Here is an 18,198-nt window from a genome sequence, read left to right as displayed (position 1 = left end):
TCCAGCATTCCACCTCCGGTCAACGCAGTGCATTGCAGCGCCAGTGGATGCATGTGCATCTTTGCGGGGCTGCGCTGACATCAGCGGCGCGAGCAAAGTCGTAGCATCTGGGCGCGCGGCCGGCGCTTGTTCCGTCCGCACTGGCCACGCGCGTTGGCGCTCCAGCCGCAACCCCCGCAGACGAAGACTGTCCCTCCATGAATTCCCCGCGTATCCCCTTGCTGCAGGCGGCCTGCCTGGCCGTCATGCTGACCAGCGCGCCGGCCCGGGCCGATGAAGTCCCGCCCTCGGCCGATCCGCTCACCCTGGAGCGGGTGCTGGTGACCACCCGGCTCGAGCGCGTGCCCGCCTTCGATGTCCCGGCCTCGGTCACCACCGTGGACCTGGGCGAAAGTGGCCACAACGAGGTCAACCTGTCCGATGAGCTGGGCGGTGTGCCCGGCCTGCTTGCGCGCGACCGCCAGAACTACGCCCAGGACACGCAGATCTCCATCCGCGGCGCCGGTGCGCGCGCGACCTTCGGGGTGCGCGGCATCCGCCTGTATTCCGATGGCATCCCGGCGACCATGCCCGACGGCCAGGGCCAGCTCTCGCACTTCAACCTGCTCGGCGGCGCGCGGGTGGAAGTGCTGCGCGGGCCGTTCTCGGCGCTGTACGGCAACTCCGCCGGCGGGGTGATCCAGCTGTGGAGCGCCGCGCCAACGCAGGACCAGGAACTGACCGTGCAGAGCACCTATGGCCGCGACGACAGCTGGACCGCCGGGGCGCGTGTGCGTGGCAGCTCCGGGCCGGCGGGCTACAACGTGGCGGTGCAGCGCTTCATGACCGACGGTTACCGCGACCACAGCGCGGCCGACCGCAACTCGGCCAACGCCCGGTTCACCTTCGACCTGGGGAACGCCGGCACCCTGGCTCTGGTCGGCAACGGCTTTCAGTCCGATGCGCAGGATCCGCTGGGCCTGACCTGGGCGCAGGTGCAGGAAGACCGCACCCAGGCCACGGCGCAGGCCACCGAGTACAACACCCGCAAGTCGGTCCAGCAGAACCAGCTGGGGGCGCTGTACACGCTTGCCTTCGGCGCGCACCAGAAGCTGCATGTCAGCGCCTGGGGCGGCAATCGCAAGGTCGTGCAGTACCTGTCCATTCCGATCGCCGCGCAAGGCAACCCGCTGCAGAATGGCGCGGTGATCGACCTGGACAGCGACTACGGCGGCGCCGACGGGCGCTGGTCGTGGGACGGGGAACTGGCTGGCCGGCCGCTGGAATTCACCGCCGGCAGCAACTTCGAGCGCCAGCGCCAGCACCGCACCGGCCATGAGAACTTCGTCGGCGATGTGCTGGGCGTGCGCGGCCGGCTGCGCCGCAACCAGCGCGACACGGTGGAAAACTTCGACCAGTACGCGCAGGCCTATTGGCAATTGGTGCCGCGCTGGTCGCTGCTGCTGGGCGCGCGCCACAGCCAGGTGCGCTTCGACTCGCATGACCTGTACATCGTCGGCGCCAACCCCGACGACAGCGGCGCCAGGGAGTATTCGCAGACCACGCCGGTGGCCGGGCTGGTGTTTGCCGCCGGCGACGACCTGCGCCTGTACCTGTCGGCCGGGCGTGGCTTCGAGACGCCGACCTTCAACGAAATCGGCTACCGCGCCGACGGCGGCGCCGGGCTGGCCTTCGATCTCAAGCCCTCGGTCAGCCGCAACTACGAGCTGGGCGCCAAGTGGCGCGCCCGGTCCGGCGCACATGCCGAGCTGGCGCTGTTCCAGGCCAACACCGACGACGAACTGGCCGTGGCCCGCAACGTCGGCGGCCGCAGCAGCTACCGCAATGTCGGCCGCGCCCGTCGCCAGGGGGTGGAACTGGCCGCCGGCCTGCCACTGGCCCAGGACTGGTCGCTGGAGGTGGCCTACACCTACCTGGACGCGGTCTTCCGCGACAGCTTCCCGATCTGCACCGGCAGCGGCTGCACCGACCCGGCCACCCTGGTGGCCGCCGGCACCCGCATCCCCGGTACCGCGCGCAACCAGCTCAGCGCCACCCTGGGCTGGCGCCACGGCGCCTGGAACGCCCGCCTGGAAGGCGCAGGCGTGGGCGATGTCACGGTCAACGACCAGGGCAGCGCATCCTCGCCGGGCTACTTCCTGGCCAACCTGGAGGCCGGCCACCGCTGGGACTTCCCCCACGGCGCACTCACCGGCTTTGTGCGCGTGGACAACCTGCTGGACCAGGAGTACATCGGTTCGGTCATCGTCAACGAAGGCAATGGCCGCTACTACGAACCCGGCCCGGGCCGCGGAGTGATGGCCGGTGCCCGCTGGACCTGGGGCGGCGACGGCAGCTGAGCCCGATCGTGCAATCCATCGAACCAGGAGATCACCATGGACACCCGTCAGGTCATCGCCACCCTCCCCGCCCTGCAGCTGATCGAGAAGCTGCGCGCACGCCACGGACCGGTCCTGTTCCATCAATCCGGCGGCTGTTGCGACGGCTCCTCGCCGATGTGCTTTCCCACCGATGACTTCATCGTCGGCGACCGCGACGTGCAGCTGGGCGAAATCGGCGGCGCGCCGTTCTACATCAGCGCCCCGCAGTTCGAATACTGGAAGCACACCCAGCTGATCATCGACGTGGTGCCGGGGCGGGGCGGGATGTTTTCGCTGGAAAACGGCGAAGGGGTGCGCTTCCTGGTGCGCTCGCGGCTGTTCACCGACGAGGAGTTCGCGGCGTTGCAGGCGCAGGGCAAGGTGTAGCGGTGCGCGTGCGCCGGGCCTGGGTCAGCGCCGGCCGGCCACATCAAAACCGGAAAAAATACGGCACTGCCATCAGCACGATCCCGATGCTCAGCGTCAGCCACGCCGCGTCCACCCACCAGCCCAACAGCCCCAGCGCCAATCCGCACAGCGCCGGCACCAGCAGCTTCTGGCGCAGGCCATAGACCAGATAGCCGCCGCCGATGGCGCCAAACAACATGCCCCAGATCAGGTTGGCGGTGTCCATCGGTGTTCCCCTTGTGGCCACGGTGGAAGCGGCAGTCTGGGGCCGCCGCCATGCAACAACAGCATCGGCCCGCGCCAGTGGCGACGGGCTGAACGTTGTCGCCTGCAACCATCTGCCGAGCGCCGAAGGCCCCGCCAACGCCGGGTCTCCAGCGCCTGCGCCTGTTAAGATTGCGGCCCATTTTTCCCGCCGCTTTTCGCCGCGCGCCAGCGGCCTGGGGCGCGCCCTTCCTTTCTCCCTCATCGAGTCACGCCGTGTCTTCCTTTGCATCCGTTGAACAGGTTCCGGGCGATCCCATCCTGGGCCTGACCGAGGCTTACAACCACGACACCCGCCCGGGCAAGGTCAACCTGGGCGTGGGCATCTATTACGACGAGTCCGGCCGCATCCCGCTGCTCAGGGCGGTGGCCAAGGTCGAACAGGCGCTGGCGCTGGAAGCCAGGCCGCGCGGCTACCTGCCGATCGACGGCCTGCCCGCCTACACCCAGGCCACCGGCGAACTGCTGTTCGGCCAGGGTTCGGCCCTGCTGGCCGCCGGCCGCGTGGCCACCACCCAGACCGTGGGCGGCAGCGGTGCGCTGCGGGTGGGCGCCGAGCTGCTGCGCAAGCTGCTGCCGCACGCCACCGTGGCCCTGAGCAAGCCTTCGTGGGAAAACCACCGCGCCGTGTTCGAGGCCGCCGGTTTCGAGGTCGGCGAGTACAGCTACTTCGATGCCGGCACCCACGGCGTGGATTTTGCCGGCATGCTGGCCGACCTGAAGGCGCTCAAGCCCAGGACCACGGTGCTGCTGCACGCGTGCTGCCACAACCCGACCGGGGCCGACCTGACCGTGGCCCAGTGGAAGCAGGTGGCGCAGGTGTTGAAGGATGGCGAGTTGTTCCCGTTCATCGACATGGCCTACCAGGGGTTCGACAGGGGCATTCGCGAAGACGCGGCCGCGATCCAGGTCATGGTCGATGCCGGCATCAGCGACTTCATCGTCGCCAGCTCCTACTCCAAGTCGTTCTCGCTGTATGGCGAGCGGGTGGGCGCGCTGTCGATCGTGGCCGCCACCGCCGCGCAGGCCAAGGCCGTGCAGTCGCACGTCAAGCGCATCATCCGCACCATCTACTCCAGCCCGTCCAGCCACGGTGCGGCGCTGGTGGCCGGCGTGCTCAACAACGCCGAGCTGCGCGCCGACTGGGAAACCGAGCTGACCGCCATGCGCGAGCGCATCCATGCGCTGCGCGCCGGCCTGGTGCAGAAATTGGCCGACGCCGGCGCCGGCGATTTCAGCTTCATCGCCCGGCAGGCGGGCATGTTCAGCTACTCGGGCCTGACCAAGCCGCAGGTGGAGCGCCTGCGCGAAGAGCACGCCATCTACGCCATCAGCTCCGGCCGCATCTGCGTGGCCGCGCTCAACGCGGGCAACCTGGAGCGGGTGGCCAAGGCGATCGCCGCGGTGGTCAAGGGCTGAGAGGCTGCCGCCCGCCGCTGCGTGGGAGCCGCCACGGCGGCGATGGGGGCCTGGGAAGGCTTGATCGCCGCCGTGGCCGCTCCCACACCCGGGCTCAGACGGCGCTGCGCGGCACCAGCGTGTGCGGGCCGATATCGGCGATGGTGCGCGAGCCGGTCAGGACCATCGCCACGCGCATTTCCTTTTCGATCAGGTCCAGCAGCTGGGCCACCCCGGCCTGGCCGGCGGTGGCCAGCGCATAGACCCAGGCCCGGCCCAGCAGCACCGCATCGGCGCCCAGGGCGAGCATGCGCACCACGTCCAGGCCGCTGCGGATGCCCGAGTCGGCCAGAATCCTGATCTGGCCCTTGACCGCATCGGCGATGGCCGGCAGCGCGCGCGCGGTGGACAGCACGCCGTCCAGCTGGCGGCCGCCGTGGTTGGAGACCACGATGCCATCGGCGCCCAAGCGCACCGCATCGCGCGCATCGTCCGGATCCAGGATGCCCTTGATGAGCATCGGACCTTTCCAGAACGCGCGGATCCACTCCAGGTCCTTCCACGAAATGGACGGATCGAAGTTCGCCCCCAGCCAGCCGATGTAGTCGGCCAGCCCGGTCGGTTTGCCCAGGTAGGCCGACACGTTGCCCAGGTCGTGCGGCCTGCCGTGCAGGCCCACCTCCCAGGCCCAGCGCGGATGGGTCGCCGCCTGCCACATGCGCCGCATGGAGGCATTCGGCCCACTCATGCCCGAGTGCGCGTCGCGATAGCGCGCCCCCGGCGTGGGCATGTCCACGGTGAACACCAGGGTGGTCACGCCGGCGGCCTGTGCGCGCTCCAGCGCATGGCGCATGAAGCCGCGATCCTTGAGCACGTACAGCTGGAACCACATCGGCCTCTCGATGGCCGGGGCCACTTCCTCGATCGGGCACACCGACACGGTCGACAGGGTGAAGGGGATCCCGCGCGAGGCCGCCGCGCGCGCGGCCTGCACCTCGCCGCGCCGGGCGTACATCCCGGTCAGGCCCACCGGCGCCAGCACCACCGGCATCGACAGCGTTTCACCGAACAGCTGGGTGCGCAGGTCCAGCGCCGACATGTCCGTGAGCACGCGCTGGCGCAGGGCGATGTCCGCCAGGTCCGAGACGTTGTGGCGCAGGGTGTGCTCGGCGTAGGCGCCGCCATCGATGTAGTGGAACAGGAACGGCGGCAGCCGGCGTTGCGCGGCGGCGCGGTAATCGGTGGAGGCGGAAATGATCATGGCGTCTCAACGGCAGTGGGAAGGCACCGAGCAGCCAGGTGCCAGGCCTGGTCTTCATCCGGCGCGCGCAGGCGGCATGGGCAACGCGCCGATGCGCTACGCGGCCAGCGCCAGGGCGTGCAGGCGCCCATTGCACGCCCGGTGCGCCGGTTTTGGCAAAGCAACTTTGGTCCATGGCCGTGCGTGCCGACCTTGCCGGCATGGCCCGGCACACGCCCTGGTTGGCGCGATGGCAAAGCCAGCAGCGGTGCCTGGCCCCCTTCATGGGCCGCACATCGCCTGGTCATGCGATTGCGGCGACAATGCGGGCCTCCCCCCCGTCACGAGGCACCGTCGCCGATGCAGCCTGTCACCCTGACCCGTTACCTGGTTGAAGAACAGCGCCACGGGCGCATCAGCGCCGAGCTGCGCCAGCTCATCTCGGTGGTCGTGCGCGCCTGCACCACCATCTCCATTGCCGTGGGCAAGGGTGCACTGGGCGGGGTCCTGGGCGAGGCCGGCACCGGCAACATCCAGGGCGAGGTGCAGAAGAAGCTGGACGTGATCAGCAACGACATCCTGCTGGAAGCCAATGCCTGGGGCGGCCACCTGGCCGCGTGCGCCTCGGAGGAAATGGACCACTGCCAGCCGGTCCCGGCCGAATACCCCAAGGGCGATTTCCTGCTGCTGTTCGATCCGCTCGACGGCAGCTCCAACATCGACGTCAACGTCTCGGTCGGCACCATCTTCTCGGTGCTGCGCTGCCCGCCGCAGGGCGTGCAGGACCCGCGCGACGAACACTTCCTGCAGCCGGGCCACGCCCAGGTCGCGGCCGGCTACTGCATCTACGGGCCGCAGACCATGCTGGTGCTGACCACCGGCCATGGCACCCACGCCTTCACCCTGGACCGCGAGCAGGGCCTGTTCGTGCTGACCCAGGCCAACATGCAGATCCCGGCGGAAACCGCCGAATTTGCGGTCAACATGTCCAACCAGCGCCACTGGGAACCGCAGATGCAGGCCTACGTGGCCGACCTGCTGGCCGGCCGGGACGGCCCGCGCGGCAAGGACTTCAACATGCGCTGGATCGCCTCGATGGTGGCCGACGTGCACCGCATCCTGACCCGCGGCGGCATCTTCATGTATCCGTGGGACAACAAGGACCCGTCCAAGGCCGGCAAGCTGCGCCTGATGTACGAGGCCAACCCGATGGGCCTGCTGGTCGAACAGGCCGGCGGCCTGGCCAGCACCGGCCGCGCGCGCATCCTGGACATCGCGCCGCAGGGGCTGCACCAGCGCGTGCCGGTGTTCCTGGGCTCGCGCGGCGAGGTCCAGGCGGCCGAGCGCTACTTCCAGCCCGCCGACGCGTCCCTATCGGCGTCGCCCGGGGTGCCAAGCTGACGCTTCCGGGCCAGGCCAGGCCGGTCTGACGCCGATGGTGCGGGGCCACTGGTATCGTGGCGGCCATGCATGCGCACCAGCAGGACTTCATCGCCGTGATCCCCGAGGCGCTCGACCCGGCGGCCTGCGCGGCGATCATCGAGCGCTTCGAAGCCAGCGGCCAGGAGGCCCCGGGCCGGGTCGGCGGCGGCCACTTTCCCGACCTCAAGCGCTCCAGCGACATCGCCATCAGCGGCCGCGCAGGCTGGTCCGACGTCGAGCAGATGCTCAACCAGGCGGTCTTCCACGGTCTCAAGCAGTACCTGCGGACCTATCCGTTCGCGCTGATCGCGCCGGTCATGCTGCAGTACACGCCCGCCGGCGGCAGCGCGCGACGCATCGTCTACGAAGACCTCGAATCGATGGACGATGCGACCCTCTCGCACCTGCTGATGACCGTGTTCCGGCCCGGACGCATCAACCTGCAGCGCTACCGCGCCGGCGAAGGCGGTTATCCGTACTGGCACTGCGAGTTGTACCCGAAGGACGGCCAGGCCGAGACCCTGCACCGCCACCTGCTGTGGACGCTGTACCTCAACGACGACTTTCAGGCCGGCCAGACCGAGTTCTTCCACCAGCGGCGCAGCATCGCCCCGCGCACCGGCAGCCTGCTGATCGCCCCGGCCGCCTTCACCCACACCCACCGCGGCAACCGCCCACAGGGCGGCGACAAGTACATCGCCACCAGCTGGGTGCTGTTCCAGCCGGCGGCGAAGTTGTACGGCTCGGGCTGATCGGCGGGGGCTGCTCCAGGAGCAGGCGTGGAGGCGGCTCGCCGTGGCGGTGACGGCAAGCCGAGGTGGCGCCGACCATGCGCAGTTGGCAGTCGTTTGTGGAGTTCTGATCATCTCGGGCGAGCTGCGGCGTCGGGCGCTTGCCGGTGGCGTGCGGGTGCTTGCATCTGCCCTGGGCGATCGCGGCTTGGTGACAGTGGAATGGGCGCACCTTCGACCGCCGAGCGCCGGCTTGCCACTTGACACAGCGCCACGTGTATTAGAGTATTGATACACATGGACGCATCGCTGCTCTCGATTCAACCCACTTCGGCCGTGCCGATCTATCGGCAGATCGTCGACCAGCTGCGCCGGCTGGCCAGCGCCGGTCAGCTGCCGGCCGGCCAGACGCTGCCTTCGGTCCGTGAGGTGGCCGCGTTCCACGCGATCAATCCCATGACCGTTTCCAAGGCCTACAGCCTGCTGGAGGCCGAGGGCGTGCTGGTGCGCCAGCGCGGCAAGGGCATGGCCGTCGCCGCCCAGGACCGCAGCGCACGCTCGCCGGCCTCGCGCCTGGCGCTGCTGGAGCCGGCGCTGCAAACCGTGGCCCACCACGCCCGTCAACTCGAACTGCCGGATGAGGCCGTCCTGGCTCGCCTGCGATCGCTGCTCAACCAGGAGTCTCAAGCATGAACACCGCCGCTGGATCGCTGCACCTCACCGACATCGTTTCCACCGCCGAGGCGCAGGTGCCACTGCGCGCCGAAGGCCTGTCCAAGCGCTACGGCCGTCAGCAGGTGCTGCAGGACCTGTCGCTGCAGCTGGCCCCAGGCACCGTGCTGGGCCTGATCGGCCGCAACGGCGCCGGCAAGTCCACCCTGCTCAACCTGCTGCTGGGCCTGGCCGAACCCGACGCGGGCCAGGCGTTCGTGTTCGGCCAACCGTCGCTGCGCATGAATGACGCGGCCAAGCAGCGCCTGGGCTACGTGCCCCAGCAGCCGCTCGCCTTCCAGTGGATGACCCCACGCCAGCTGATGCGTTTCCTGTCCCAGCTCTACAGCGGCTGGGACCAGGCCCATGCCGAAGCCCTGCTGGCACGCTGGGACATCCGCCCGGACAAGGTGTTGTCCAAACTTTCGCCAGGGGAGAGCCAGCGCCTGGCCATCGTCCGCGCCCTGGCGCCGCGGCCGGCGCTGCTGGTCCTGGACGAACCGGCTTCCGCGCTGGACCCGGTCGCGCGCCGCCAATTGCTGCGCGAAATCGCCGCCCAGGCCGGCGAGGAAGGCGGCACGGTGCTGTTCTCCACCCACATCGTCTCGGACCTGGAGCGGGTGGCCTCGCACGTGGCCTTCCTGCACCAAGGCAGGCTGCTGCTGCACACCGACATCGACGCGGCCAAGGAGGACATCATCCGTGTTCACGTGCCGGCGCAGGTGGCCGACCAGCTGCCCGCGCCACTGCCGGGCGAACTTGCGCGCCACCTACAACCTGGGGGCGTGTCCAGCCTGGTCCTGGTCGATGACGGCCACACTGCACGGCAACTGGCCGAGCACCCGGGCGTGCGCCAGCAACACCTGGGTCTGGAAGATCTGTTCGTGGAGATCGCAGGGTGAGCGCGCGCACCCTCACCCTGCCGGCCGTCGTGCTGGTCAGCCGCCACGCCGGCACCTGGCTGGTGCACGGGTTGTGGCTGGCGTTCAACCTCGGCGCCGCCTGCCTTGATCCGCCGGCGCACATGCCCCGGTTGCTGCTCAGCAGCATCGGCATTGCATTCTGGTGGATGCTGATGAGCGGCCACCTGCTGGGCACGGTCTGGCAGATGCATCGCATGCTGCTGCCGCGCACCTGGCGCACCCTGGCCACCCTGCTGCTGCCGGCCTGGGCGCTGACGGTACTGCTGCCGGCACTGGCCTGGGCCTGGCTGGACCAAGCCAGCCTCCTGCCCGGCGTGTGGGTCCTGACCGTCGTGGCCCTGGCCACGATGCTGCTGACCAGCGTGCCGCCGATCGTGATGGCAGCGCTGATCCCGCTGGGCTTTGCCCTGAAGCTCGCCGCCCACATCGGCATCGAGCAGCCGCCCTGGACCGACGCCAGCGCGCTGGTGACGCCGCTGGTGCTGGCCGGGCTGATCGCCCTGTGCTGGTGGCCCATGTTCCGGCACGGCGCGCCGGCCGGCCAATGGTTGCGGCCGATCGCCATCGCCTTGCTGACCGGGACGTTTTCCCTGGAACAGATGCGTCAGCAGCAGGCCATCGGCTGGCTTGGCGGCAACGTCCATCCCGATCTCATGCTGCCGGTGCAGAAGCGCGCGCGGGCCATTCTGGGTGTGGCGCTGGGACCGACGATCGGCAAGCCCAGGCTGCGCGCCCTGCTGCTGGGCCACCTTTGGCTGGTGGCACTGGCCGGGTTGTGGCTGATTGCGCCGCTCAGCGGGCAGGCGGGAACAGGCGACCGGAGGTTTCTGTTGTTCCTGCCTTCGATCATGGTCGCCGTGGTCTCGGTCAGTGCGCTGATGCGCCTGTGGACGCTGTTCCGCAAGCCGGAGTTGGGTCTGTACGAACTGGCGCTGCTGCCTGGCCAGGCCACCGGTGCGGGCCGCGCCCATGACCTGGCCCGGCTGCTGCTGGAGCGCATGGGCATCAGCACCGCAATCGCCTGCGCAGTGATGGCCGTCTTTGGGGTCGTGCTGCAGGCGCCGGTGGTGTACTTCGCCATGCTCCTGGGCACCGGTCTGGCCTGCCTGCTGGTCAACGCGACGCTGTCACTGTGGTGCAGCGTGCGCGGCGGCCTGCACGGCATGGTGCTGGGCTGGGTGATCGGGCTGGAAGCGGCCCTGGTCCTGCTGGCAAACCATTACGCCATCGCGCGCGGACAGGTGCCGGGCTGGATGCTGCTGGCCTGGACCGCGCTGCTGATTGCAGCTGGGGGAGCCCTTGCCCGGTTGACCCGCCGGCTGGGCCTTCGCCAGCAACCCTGGCAGGCGCGCGTGGGACGGCCGCTGCCCCGGCAGGCGTCAACCCTGCTGGGCATCGGCGCCCTTGCACTGGCTGGGTCGATCCTGCTGCGGGTGCTGGGCATGTCTGCGCCAGCGCAGGTGGCCGATCATCGCGCTCTGCTGACCTTCGGCCTTGGCGCGACCGGCATCATCCTGGTCCTGCTTGGCCTGCGCATCGTGCGGCGCCGACGCAGCACGCGCTGAATCGGGTTGCTCAGCCCTGCTCGGCCAGCAGCAGGCTGGTTTCCGATGAGGCGATGCCTTCGATGTCGCGCAGCCGGCGCAGGGCCTGGTCGAAGCCGGCCAAATCCTCGGTGCGGACCTCGGCCACCAGGTCCCAGCGGCCGTTGGTGGAATAGACGCTCACCACTTCGGGCAGGCGGCGCAGCGCGGCGATGACCTTGTCGCTGGACCCGCCGCGCACTTCGATCTGGGTGATGGCGCGCACCCCGTGCAGGCCGGTCTCGCTGGCCAGCCTGATGGTGAAGCCCAGCAGCAGGCCGCTGCGCTGCAGCCGCGCGATGCGGTTCTGCACGGTGCTGCGCGAGACCTTGAGCTGCTTGGCCAGCAGCGCCGCCGGGGTGCGACTGTCAGCCCGTAACAGGGCGATGAGATCCTGATCCAGCGCGTCGAGTGCATCGGCCATGGGCAGTCCGGGCGTTGCTGTGGGGTACCTGGCGATCTGCCAGCAGTTGTCATCGAAATGACAGCTTTGCGCAAAACAATGGCGATCTGCCTACTGCCGCCTCTCTGGCGCGCGGCCTAGCATGCCATATCGCCATTCCCCGGAGCTGCCGCCATGTCCACTTCGCCCCGTCCGCGCGTGCTGATGTGCCCGCCCGCCCACTTTTCGGTGGACTACGACATCAACCCCTGGATGACGGGCAACCGCGACCAGGCCGACCGCGATCGCGCCGCGCGCCAGTGGGACGCCCTGCGCGAGCTGGTGGCCGATGTGGCCGAGGTGGCACTGATCGAACAGGTGCCCGGGCTGCCGGACATGGTGTTCACCGCCAACGCCGGCCTGGTCTACCGCGACCTGGCCGTGCCCAGCCGCTTCCGTCATGCCGAGCGCGCCGGCGAGCAATCGCACTTCACCCGGTGGTTCTCGGCCCAGCGTTTCGAGCTAGGCCCACTGGAGGGAATCGAGTTCGAAGGCGCCGGCGATGCGCTGCTGGACCGCGCCGCGCCGCGGCTGTGGTTCGGCCATGGCCATCGCAGCGATGCGCGCGCCGGCGACGCGCTGGGCGCGTTGCTGGGCATCGAGGTGGTGCCGCTGCGGCTGGTCGATCCGCGCTTCTATCACCTGGACACCTGCCTGTGCCCGCTCTCCGGCGGCCACCTTCTGTACTTCCCGGCCGCATTCGACCCGGCCGCGCAGGCCGCCATCGCCGCGCGCGTGCCGCAGGACAAGCGCATCGCCGTCTCCGAGCGCGACGCCCTGGCCTTCGCCTGCAACGCGGTGAACCTGGACGAGGTGGTGATCCTCAACCGGGCCACCCCGGCCCTGCGCGCGCAACTTGAAGCGGCCGGATACCGGGTGCGCGAAACGCCGCTGGACGAGTTCCTCAAGGCCGGCGGTTCGGCCAAGTGCCTGACCCTGCGCCTGGACGAACCGGGGCTTGCCTGAAACGCCCCCGCTTGCGGGGAGAGGGGGCAAAAACAACAACAGGCGGCGCCGTGCGTGAGCGGTGCGTGTTCGCCTTGTTCAGCTTCCGCGATGACGTCCCGCCCACCGAGTCACGGTCGCTGAACAGGGGTGCCGGGATGATGCGCCATCCCAAAACATGGGGACCACAGGGAGTCAATGATGAACCACACACGCACTTCGCTCACACTCGCCATCCTGGTCACGCTGGGCCTGTCCGCGCCGGCCATGGCCCAGTCCGCGGACCGCTCGACCTCGCAGACCGCCGCTGCCGACAGCGATCAGCCCGGCACCGACACCTGGATCACCACCAAGGTCAAGGCCGACCTGCTGGCCAGCGGCAAGACCCCGGGCACCGACATCAGCGTCGAGACCAAGAACGGCGTGGTCTGGTTGAGCGGCACGGTCGCCACCCAGGCCCAGAAGGAGCGCGCCGTGACCGAGGCCAAGGGCATCGAAGGCGTCAAGAGGGTCGATGCCAGCAAGCTCAAGGTCAGCAGCGCGATGGCGGCCGAGGGCATGAAGCACGACGACACCATGGAGCATGGCAGCATGGACCGTGATGCCGAGTCCGATCAGCCCGGTACCGACACCTGGATCACCACCAAGGTCAAGGCCGACCTGCTGGCCAGCGGCAAGACCTCGGGCACCGACATCAGCGTGGAGACCACCAACGGCGTGGTCTGGTTGAGCGGCACGGTGGCCACCCAGGCCGAGAAGGATCAGGCCGTGACCGAGGCCAAGGGCATCGAGGGCGTCAAGAAGGTCGACGCCAGCAAGCTGAAGGTCGCCAACAAGATGTAACGCGCAAGCGCGAAGGCGTTACGCACGCGAACGGCGCCTTGCGGCGCCGTTCGCTTTTTCGACGCCGCCAATCAGGACAGGCGCGACTGAAACCCGTGACCCGTGGCACGGGCTCAGACGCGCAGGAAATCCCCCAGCACAGCGGTGAACGCGGCGGCCGACTCGACATTGCACAGGTGGCGTCCGGGGACCTGCGCACAGCGGCCGTCGGCAACGGTTTGGGCAATGTGCTGCAGGTCGGCTGGCGGGCAGGTCGGGTCATCGTCGCCGGCAATGGCCAGCAGCGGCACGCCGAGCCCGGGCAATGCATCGCGGAAATCGGCCTGGGCCACCGCATTGCAGCAGCCGATGTAGGCTTCCGGCGCGGTTGCCAGGAACACGTCCATGATCGCCTTGACCTGTGCTTGGTGGCGGTCGCTGAAACCTTTAGTGAACCAGCGCGCCACCGTGCCTTCGACCAGCGGCTCCAGGCCCTTTTCGCGCACCGTGGCCATGCGCTCGGCCCAGCTTTCGGCAGTGCCGATCCTGGCCGCGGTGGCGCAGACCACCAGCCTGTCCAGGCGATCTGCGGCATTGAGGCCGAGCCATTGGCCGGTGAGGCCGCCCAGGGACAGCCCGCAGAAATGGGTGCGCTCGATCTGCAGCGCCTGCCACAACGCGAGCACGTCGCCACCGAGCTGATCGATCGTGTAGAGGCCTTGCGCAGCGCTGGACCGGCCATGACCGCGGCGGTCGTAGCGCAGGATGCGCAGGTCACCGGCCAGTTCGGCCACCTGGCCGTCCCACATCGACAGGTCCGCGCCCAGCGAATTGCAGAAGGTCAGCCAGGGCGCAGCTTCGGCGCCGTCGATGCGGTAATGCAGGCGATGGGTGGGCAGGTCGAGAAAAGCCATGCTGGGTTGCTCCTGACAGAACGAAAGGGTCACCTGAGCGCGAGCGCAGAGGACTGGACGATGCTGCGCCGGAAACGAGAAGCAAGGCGTCAAACCTTGCTGTTGCGGTCGCGGTAGGCGCGCGCGCCGCCGCAACGGCCGCCTCGCCTACGGCGTCGCGCTGCCGCCATGGTCCAGCGCGGTGAGGATCGCGCGCAGCGTGCCGACTTCGATCTGGCCCGGCGCCGAGCCGGCGCCGAGCATGCCGAAGGTCAGGGCCTGGCCGAAGGTGGCCCCGGCCAGGCGCGAGACCGCCCCGAGCGGACCCATCGACATGGTCAGCAGCGGCCGGTCGCTGGACTGGCGCAGCTGCCAGGTGGCGGCGAGCAGCTTGAGCACATCACCCGGGTCGTGCGGCATGACCGCGATCTTCAGCACGTCCGCGCCGAGGGCCTGCTGCCTGCGCAGGCGCGAGACGATCTCGGCGGTGTCGGGGGTGGCCTGGAAGTCATGATTGGACATCACGATCCAGGCACCGGCGGCGTGCGCGGCCGCCACGATCTGCCTGACCACTGCTTGATCGCGGCACATCTCCACGTCGTACAGGTCGGCGGCGCCGGCCTGGATCAGTGCCGCGTAGAGCCTGCCGTAGCCGGCATCGTCGATCGCCGCGGCGCCGCCTTCGCTGCGGGTGCGGAAGGTCAGCAGCACCGGCTTTCCGTTGACGGCCGCCGCAACCTGCGGAGCCAGTTCGATCAGTGCCTGGGCATCGCCGGCGATGTCCAGGTAGTCGATCCGCCACTCGACCACGTCGGTGTCGGCATTGGCCCCGATGCGCCCGGCCTGAGCCAGCGCCCCGGCCGCGCTCGCAGCGGTGATCGGCACGATGATCCTGGGCATGCCTTCGCCGATCACCACACCCTTGACGGCGATGGTGCGCACGGCGGGAAGGGTGATGGCGTCAGTCATGTCATGGCAGCAGCGTTGGCAGCGGCCATCATCGCAGGCCAGCGGGGGTTGGGCGAGCGGAGGACTGCAGCGTTGCAGCAAAAGGGGACGCAGCAAAAGGGGACGGAGGTAATTACAGTAAGCCGTAAATCCTACGGGCTGTTGCGGCAATGTCTGATCGCATGCGCGGTCTGCGACGAGCAGGCTTGGATCTTTCTCATCGTGGGGTAAGCCCGTGCCGCGTCAGCCGCGCCTGGAGCTTCCAGGCATCCCGATGCACGTCGTCCAGCGCGGCGTGAACCGCTGCGCGATCTTCCTGGACGACGAAGATCGGCATCACTATCACCATCTGCTGCGCCAGGCATGTGAGCGCTTTGGTATGCGGGTCCATGCCTTCGTGATGATGGACAATCACGTGCATCTGTTTGTCTCGGCCGACCGTAGCGGTGTGGTCTCGGCGGCCATGCGGTTGAGCGGGCAGTCCTACGTGCAGGCCTTCAACACCCGGCACCGCCGCAGTGGGACGTTGTGGCAGGGGCGCTTCAAGTCCTGTCTGGTCCAGACCGACCACTACGCGCTGACCGTGCTGCGCTACATCGAGCGCAACCCGACGCGCGCCCGCATGGTGGCGCTTCCAGAGGAGTATCGATGGTCAAGTGTCCTCACCCACTTGGGTCGCGCGGCGGATCCGTTGATCACGCAGCACGAGGTCTACCTGCGCCTGGGCGCAGATGCTGCCGCACGTGCTCAGGCATACGGCGCCTGGCTACGCCGGGGCCAGACCCAGGAAGATGTAGACGCGGTGCGGCAACACCTCATGCAGGAGCGTGCCCTGGGAGATCCGCGCTTCCAGGCGATGGTGGAACGTGCGCTGGGACGCCCGGCCGCTTGCCGTGCACGTGGCCGGCCAAGGGGGCCGCAGGCGGTTTAATTGCCTCCGTCCCCTTTTGCCGTGCGCTGGGACGTCCGGCCGCTTGCCGTGCACGTGGCCGGCCAAGGCGGCCACAGGCGGTTTAATTGCCTCCGTCCCCTTTTGCCACGTCCCCTTTTGCCACCCTTTTGCCAAATTGCAGTAACAAAATGCTTGACACCCGCACTTTTCGTTACTACAATTTGCATAATGGAAATTGAATTCGACCCAGCAAAGAACGAACGGAACATCGCCGAACGCGGCATCTCGTTCGATCAGGCTTCGCAGTTCGATTTCAGCACGGCGCGCATCGTGGAAGACACGCGCCACAACTACCCGGAGCGCCGCTTCCAGGCGCTGGGCCTGCTGGCCGACCGCCTGTACATGCTGGTGTTCGCCCCCATCGCCGGCGGCATCCGGGTCATCAGCCTACGCAAGGCCAACAAACGAGAGGTTCGCCGCTATGAGCAAACGCCCTGATCCCGAGATGATCGACACCGACAACCCCGAATGGACGAACGAGACCTTCGCTAGGGCGCGGCCCGCCGCAGAAGTGCTGCGGGAAGTTTTCCCGACTGAACTCGCTGCAGAGATGCTCAAACCAAAGCGCACACGCGGCCCAGGGAAGCGGCCATCGAAGGCGTTGACCACCCTGCGGCTGCCGCCCGAGACACTGGAACGCTGGAAGGCAAGCGGCCCAGGCTGGCAAACCCGGATGGCGGATTTGCTGAGCAAGCGCGCACCGTAACCACGAACCTCAGGGACGGAGGTAATTAAGCGCCAAGGCCAGCTCCGAAAGACAAAGACGCGGTGCGGAAGCACCTCATACAGGAGCGTTTCATGGGAAACCCGCGCTTCCAGGCGATGGTGGAACGTGCGCTGGGCAAGGGCGGGAGCCGCAGGCGGCTTAATTACCTCCGTCCCTGAGGTTTTGGCACCACGCACAACCCGGCCAAGTTCAATGGCCGTGCTGGTCGCGGTAGATCACGATGTTCTCGGCCACGGTCAAAGACAACCCCGACACGCGCGTGACCAGCGCGGCCGAGACGGTGTTGACGTCCACGCCGACCGCGTTGACGCAGTCCTCGGCCCTGGCGTCCTGCCCCCTGCTGCTCATGGCGGGGGGCGTCGTTCTTAACTCTTCCAGTTAGTATTCTTGGATAATATAGAAAATAAAAACCAAACTGTCATTAGTATTGCCAGTGCTGCATATACTTTCCACCAACCACTTGGTCTTGCTGTAGCTATTAAAATAGATAATGTTGTCAAAGACAATCCGTACTGAAGCCTTCCTAATTTGTACATATAAACCTCAGATTTATTAAGAAATCCCAAGCGATAAGTTTCTTGGGATTTCCGGGAGCTAATGGATTTTACCAGGCCTGCCCGAGGATCGCGCGAACTAACGGGGTCAGGTTCACTTATCGCCGGTGGCGGCGCTCTTTCGCGGGCGGTGGGCGGGTCTGACGCCGGCGAAGCGTTGGGTCTTGGCCTGGACCATAGCCTGGAAGGCGCTGGTGCCCAAGGCGCGTTGCTGTTGCAGGGTTGCTCGGATAGCCGCGAGGTCTTCCGGGGTCAGCGCGGCGTCGAGCAGGGCGCGGTAGGCGTTGGCGCGGGTGGCGGTGTCCGAGCCAAGCGCGAGGAAGCTGGGATGGGGCTGCAGCGCGGAGTGGGGCCGCAGGCCCAGGTTGGCCAAGCAGCTTGACCAGCGGTAGCGTGCCGGATCATCGGTGATCGCCGCGCGCACCGGGTTGAGCTCGATATAGCGATAGCAGCGCAGCAGGTGGTCTTCACTGTCGATCAGGCAGGCCTTGTACCGGCCCTCCCACAACGTCCCGGTGCGGCCGTGGCGGCCATTGAACAAGGCCACATAGTGACGGCCCAGGCGTTGCATCAGCCGTCCGGTGGCCTGTACCGTGGGCGGGGTCAGCAGCAGGTGCACGTGGTTGTCCATCAGCACGTAGGCATGCAGCGCGCAGCCGGAGCGATGCAGTGCGTCGCGCAGCAGCTGTAGGTAGCGCAGGCGGTCGCGATCATCCAGGAAGCACGGCAGCCGGTTGTTGCCCCGCTGCACCACGTGCTGCGGAATCCCGGGGAGCGCAATGCGGGGGAGACGGGCCATGGCATCAGCATCGGCGTCGCCGATCAGCCGTTCTGTCAGGGCGTGCCACGTCCTGGCGTGCGTCCCTGCCGCATCC

Annotated in this window: 19 protein-coding genes and 2 pseudogenes; 14 read left to right on the top strand and 7 right to left on the bottom strand. The window is 68.2% G+C overall.

Annotated elements, in window-relative coordinates:
• The first annotated feature begins 197 nt into the window (after positions 1 to 197).
• Complete coding sequence (locus DSC_RS00625; protein WP_043290260.1) at positions 198 to 2,339, top strand: TonB-dependent receptor family protein; 2,142 nt, start codon at positions 198 to 200, stop codon at positions 2,337 to 2,339.
• A gap of 36 nt (positions 2,340 to 2,375) precedes the next feature.
• Positions 2,376 to 2,747: a DUF779 domain-containing protein gene (locus DSC_RS00620; RefSeq protein WP_014159157.1), complete on the top strand. Its 372-nt coding sequence runs from the start codon at positions 2,376 to 2,378 to the stop codon at positions 2,745 to 2,747.
• A 43-nt stretch (positions 2,748 to 2,790) separates the two neighbouring features.
• On the opposite strand, the gene DSC_RS00615 is transcribed toward DSC_RS00620, so the two are convergent.
• Entirely contained in the window at positions 2,791 to 2,994 is a 204-nt protein-coding gene (locus DSC_RS00615) for a hypothetical protein (protein WP_014159156.1), read from the bottom strand.
• Between the two features lie 254 nt (positions 2,995 to 3,248).
• On the opposite strand from DSC_RS00615, the gene DSC_RS00610 reads away from it, so the two are divergent.
• The gene (locus DSC_RS00610; RefSeq protein WP_014159155.1) at positions 3,249 to 4,451 is read left to right on the top strand and encodes an amino acid aminotransferase; all 1,203 of its coding nucleotides are present in this window, start codon (positions 3,249 to 3,251) and stop codon (positions 4,449 to 4,451) included.
• 94 nt (positions 4,452 to 4,545) lie between these two features.
• Here DSC_RS00610 and lldD read toward each other — a convergent pair whose 3' ends face one another.
• Complete coding sequence (gene lldD / locus DSC_RS00605) at positions 4,546 to 5,691, bottom strand: FMN-dependent L-lactate dehydrogenase LldD (RefSeq protein ID WP_014159154.1); 1,146 nt, start codon at positions 5,689 to 5,691, stop codon at positions 4,546 to 4,548.
• A 339-nt stretch (positions 5,692 to 6,030) separates the two neighbouring features.
• Here lldD and DSC_RS00600 point away from each other — a divergent pair, with 339 nt between their 5' ends.
• The 5 genes from DSC_RS00600 (at position 6,031) to DSC_RS00580 (ending at position 11,022) form a co-directional block, all read left to right on the top strand.
• Entirely contained in the window at positions 6,031 to 7,071 is a 1,041-nt protein-coding gene (locus tag DSC_RS00600) for a class 1 fructose-bisphosphatase (protein ID WP_014159153.1), read from the top strand.
• A gap of 65 nt (positions 7,072 to 7,136) precedes the next feature.
• Entirely contained in the window at positions 7,137 to 7,844 is a 708-nt protein-coding gene (locus DSC_RS00595; RefSeq protein WP_014159152.1) for a 2OG-Fe(II) oxygenase, read from the top strand.
• Between the two features lie 276 nt (positions 7,845 to 8,120).
• On the top strand, positions 8,121 to 8,516 hold the full coding sequence (locus tag DSC_RS00590) for a GntR family transcriptional regulator (RefSeq protein ID WP_014159151.1): 396 nt from the start codon (positions 8,121 to 8,123) through the stop codon (positions 8,514 to 8,516).
• Entirely contained in the window at positions 8,513 to 9,436 is a 924-nt protein-coding gene (locus DSC_RS00585) for an ABC transporter ATP-binding protein (protein WP_014159150.1), read from the top strand. Before DSC_RS00590 ends, DSC_RS00585 begins: the two co-directional genes overlap by 4 nt.
• Entirely contained in the window at positions 9,433 to 11,022 is a 1,590-nt protein-coding gene (locus DSC_RS00580; protein WP_014159149.1) for a hypothetical protein, read from the top strand. Before DSC_RS00585 ends, DSC_RS00580 begins: the two co-directional genes overlap by 4 nt.
• A 10-nt stretch (positions 11,023 to 11,032) precedes the next feature.
• Here the strand turns inward: DSC_RS00580 and DSC_RS00575 are convergent, their stop codons facing one another.
• Positions 11,033 to 11,464, bottom strand: a complete 432-nt coding sequence (locus DSC_RS00575; RefSeq protein ID WP_014159148.1) for an Lrp/AsnC family transcriptional regulator — start codon at positions 11,462 to 11,464, stop codon at positions 11,033 to 11,035.
• A gap of 153 nt (positions 11,465 to 11,617) precedes the next feature.
• On the opposite strand from DSC_RS00575, the gene DSC_RS00570 reads away from it, so the two are divergent.
• The 3 genes and pseudogenes from DSC_RS00570 to DSC_RS16390 all read left to right on the top strand — a co-directional run bounded on the left by DSC_RS00570 (position 11,618) and on the right by DSC_RS16390 (position 13,270).
• Positions 11,618 to 12,448, top strand: coding sequence for a dimethylarginine dimethylaminohydrolase family protein (locus tag DSC_RS00570; protein ID WP_014159147.1), 831 nt, complete (start codon positions 11,618 to 11,620; stop codon positions 12,446 to 12,448).
• Positions 12,449 to 12,625: 177 nt separating this feature from the next.
• Positions 12,626 to 12,970 (top strand): annotated as a pseudogene (locus DSC_RS16395) (BON domain-containing protein); the annotation flags it as partial.
• On the top strand, positions 12,971 to 13,270 hold the full coding sequence (locus DSC_RS16390; protein ID WP_122231072.1) for a BON domain-containing protein: 300 nt from the start codon (positions 12,971 to 12,973) through the stop codon (positions 13,268 to 13,270).
• A gap of 113 nt (positions 13,271 to 13,383) precedes the next feature.
• On the opposite strand, the gene pcaD is transcribed toward DSC_RS16390, so the two are convergent.
• Positions 13,384 to 14,163 (bottom strand): 3-oxoadipate enol-lactonase, encoded by a 780-nt coding sequence (gene pcaD / locus DSC_RS00560; RefSeq protein ID WP_014159145.1) that lies wholly within the window; start codon positions 14,161 to 14,163, stop codon positions 13,384 to 13,386.
• A 147-nt stretch (positions 14,164 to 14,310) separates the two neighbouring features.
• Entirely contained in the window at positions 14,311 to 15,111 is an 801-nt protein-coding gene (gene aroD, locus DSC_RS00555; RefSeq protein WP_014159144.1) for a type I 3-dehydroquinate dehydratase, read from the bottom strand.
• A 214-nt stretch (positions 15,112 to 15,325) separates the two neighbouring features.
• On the opposite strand from aroD, the gene DSC_RS00545 reads away from it, so the two are divergent.
• The 3 genes from DSC_RS00545 to DSC_RS15850 all read left to right on the top strand — a co-directional run bounded on the left by DSC_RS00545 (position 15,326) and on the right by DSC_RS15850 (position 16,748).
• The gene (locus DSC_RS00545; protein WP_043290254.1) at positions 15,326 to 16,021 is read left to right on the top strand and encodes a transposase; all 696 of its coding nucleotides are present in this window, start codon (positions 15,326 to 15,328) and stop codon (positions 16,019 to 16,021) included.
• 189 nt (positions 16,022 to 16,210) lie between these two features.
• Complete coding sequence (locus DSC_RS00540) at positions 16,211 to 16,480, top strand: BrnT family toxin (protein WP_014159141.1); 270 nt, start codon at positions 16,211 to 16,213, stop codon at positions 16,478 to 16,480.
• Positions 16,464 to 16,748 (top strand): BrnA antitoxin family protein, encoded by a 285-nt coding sequence (locus tag DSC_RS15850; RefSeq protein WP_014159140.1) that lies wholly within the window; start codon positions 16,464 to 16,466, stop codon positions 16,746 to 16,748. The genes DSC_RS00540 and DSC_RS15850 overlap by 17 nt, the downstream gene beginning before the upstream one ends.
• A gap of 216 nt (positions 16,749 to 16,964) precedes the next feature.
• Here the strand turns inward: DSC_RS15850 and DSC_RS15845 are convergent.
• Together DSC_RS15845 and DSC_RS00535 are read right to left on the bottom strand one after the other, a co-directional pair.
• Positions 16,965 to 17,111: pseudogene (locus DSC_RS15845) on the bottom strand (helix-hairpin-helix domain-containing protein); the annotation flags it as partial.
• Positions 17,112 to 17,417: 306 nt separating this feature from the next.
• On the bottom strand, positions 17,418 to 18,122 hold the full coding sequence (locus tag DSC_RS00535) for a transposase (protein WP_043290253.1): 705 nt from the start codon (positions 18,120 to 18,122) through the stop codon (positions 17,418 to 17,420).
• Between the last annotated feature and the right edge of the window lie 76 nt (positions 18,123 to 18,198).

Source organism: Pseudoxanthomonas spadix BD-a59 (genome assembly GCF_000233915.3).
GTDB classification, from domain to species: Bacteria; Pseudomonadota; Gammaproteobacteria; order Xanthomonadales; family Xanthomonadaceae; genus Pseudoxanthomonas_A; species Pseudoxanthomonas_A spadix.
The sequence above is the reverse complement of the archived record's forward strand: the minus strand, read 5'-3'. Positions and strand labels throughout refer to the sequence as shown.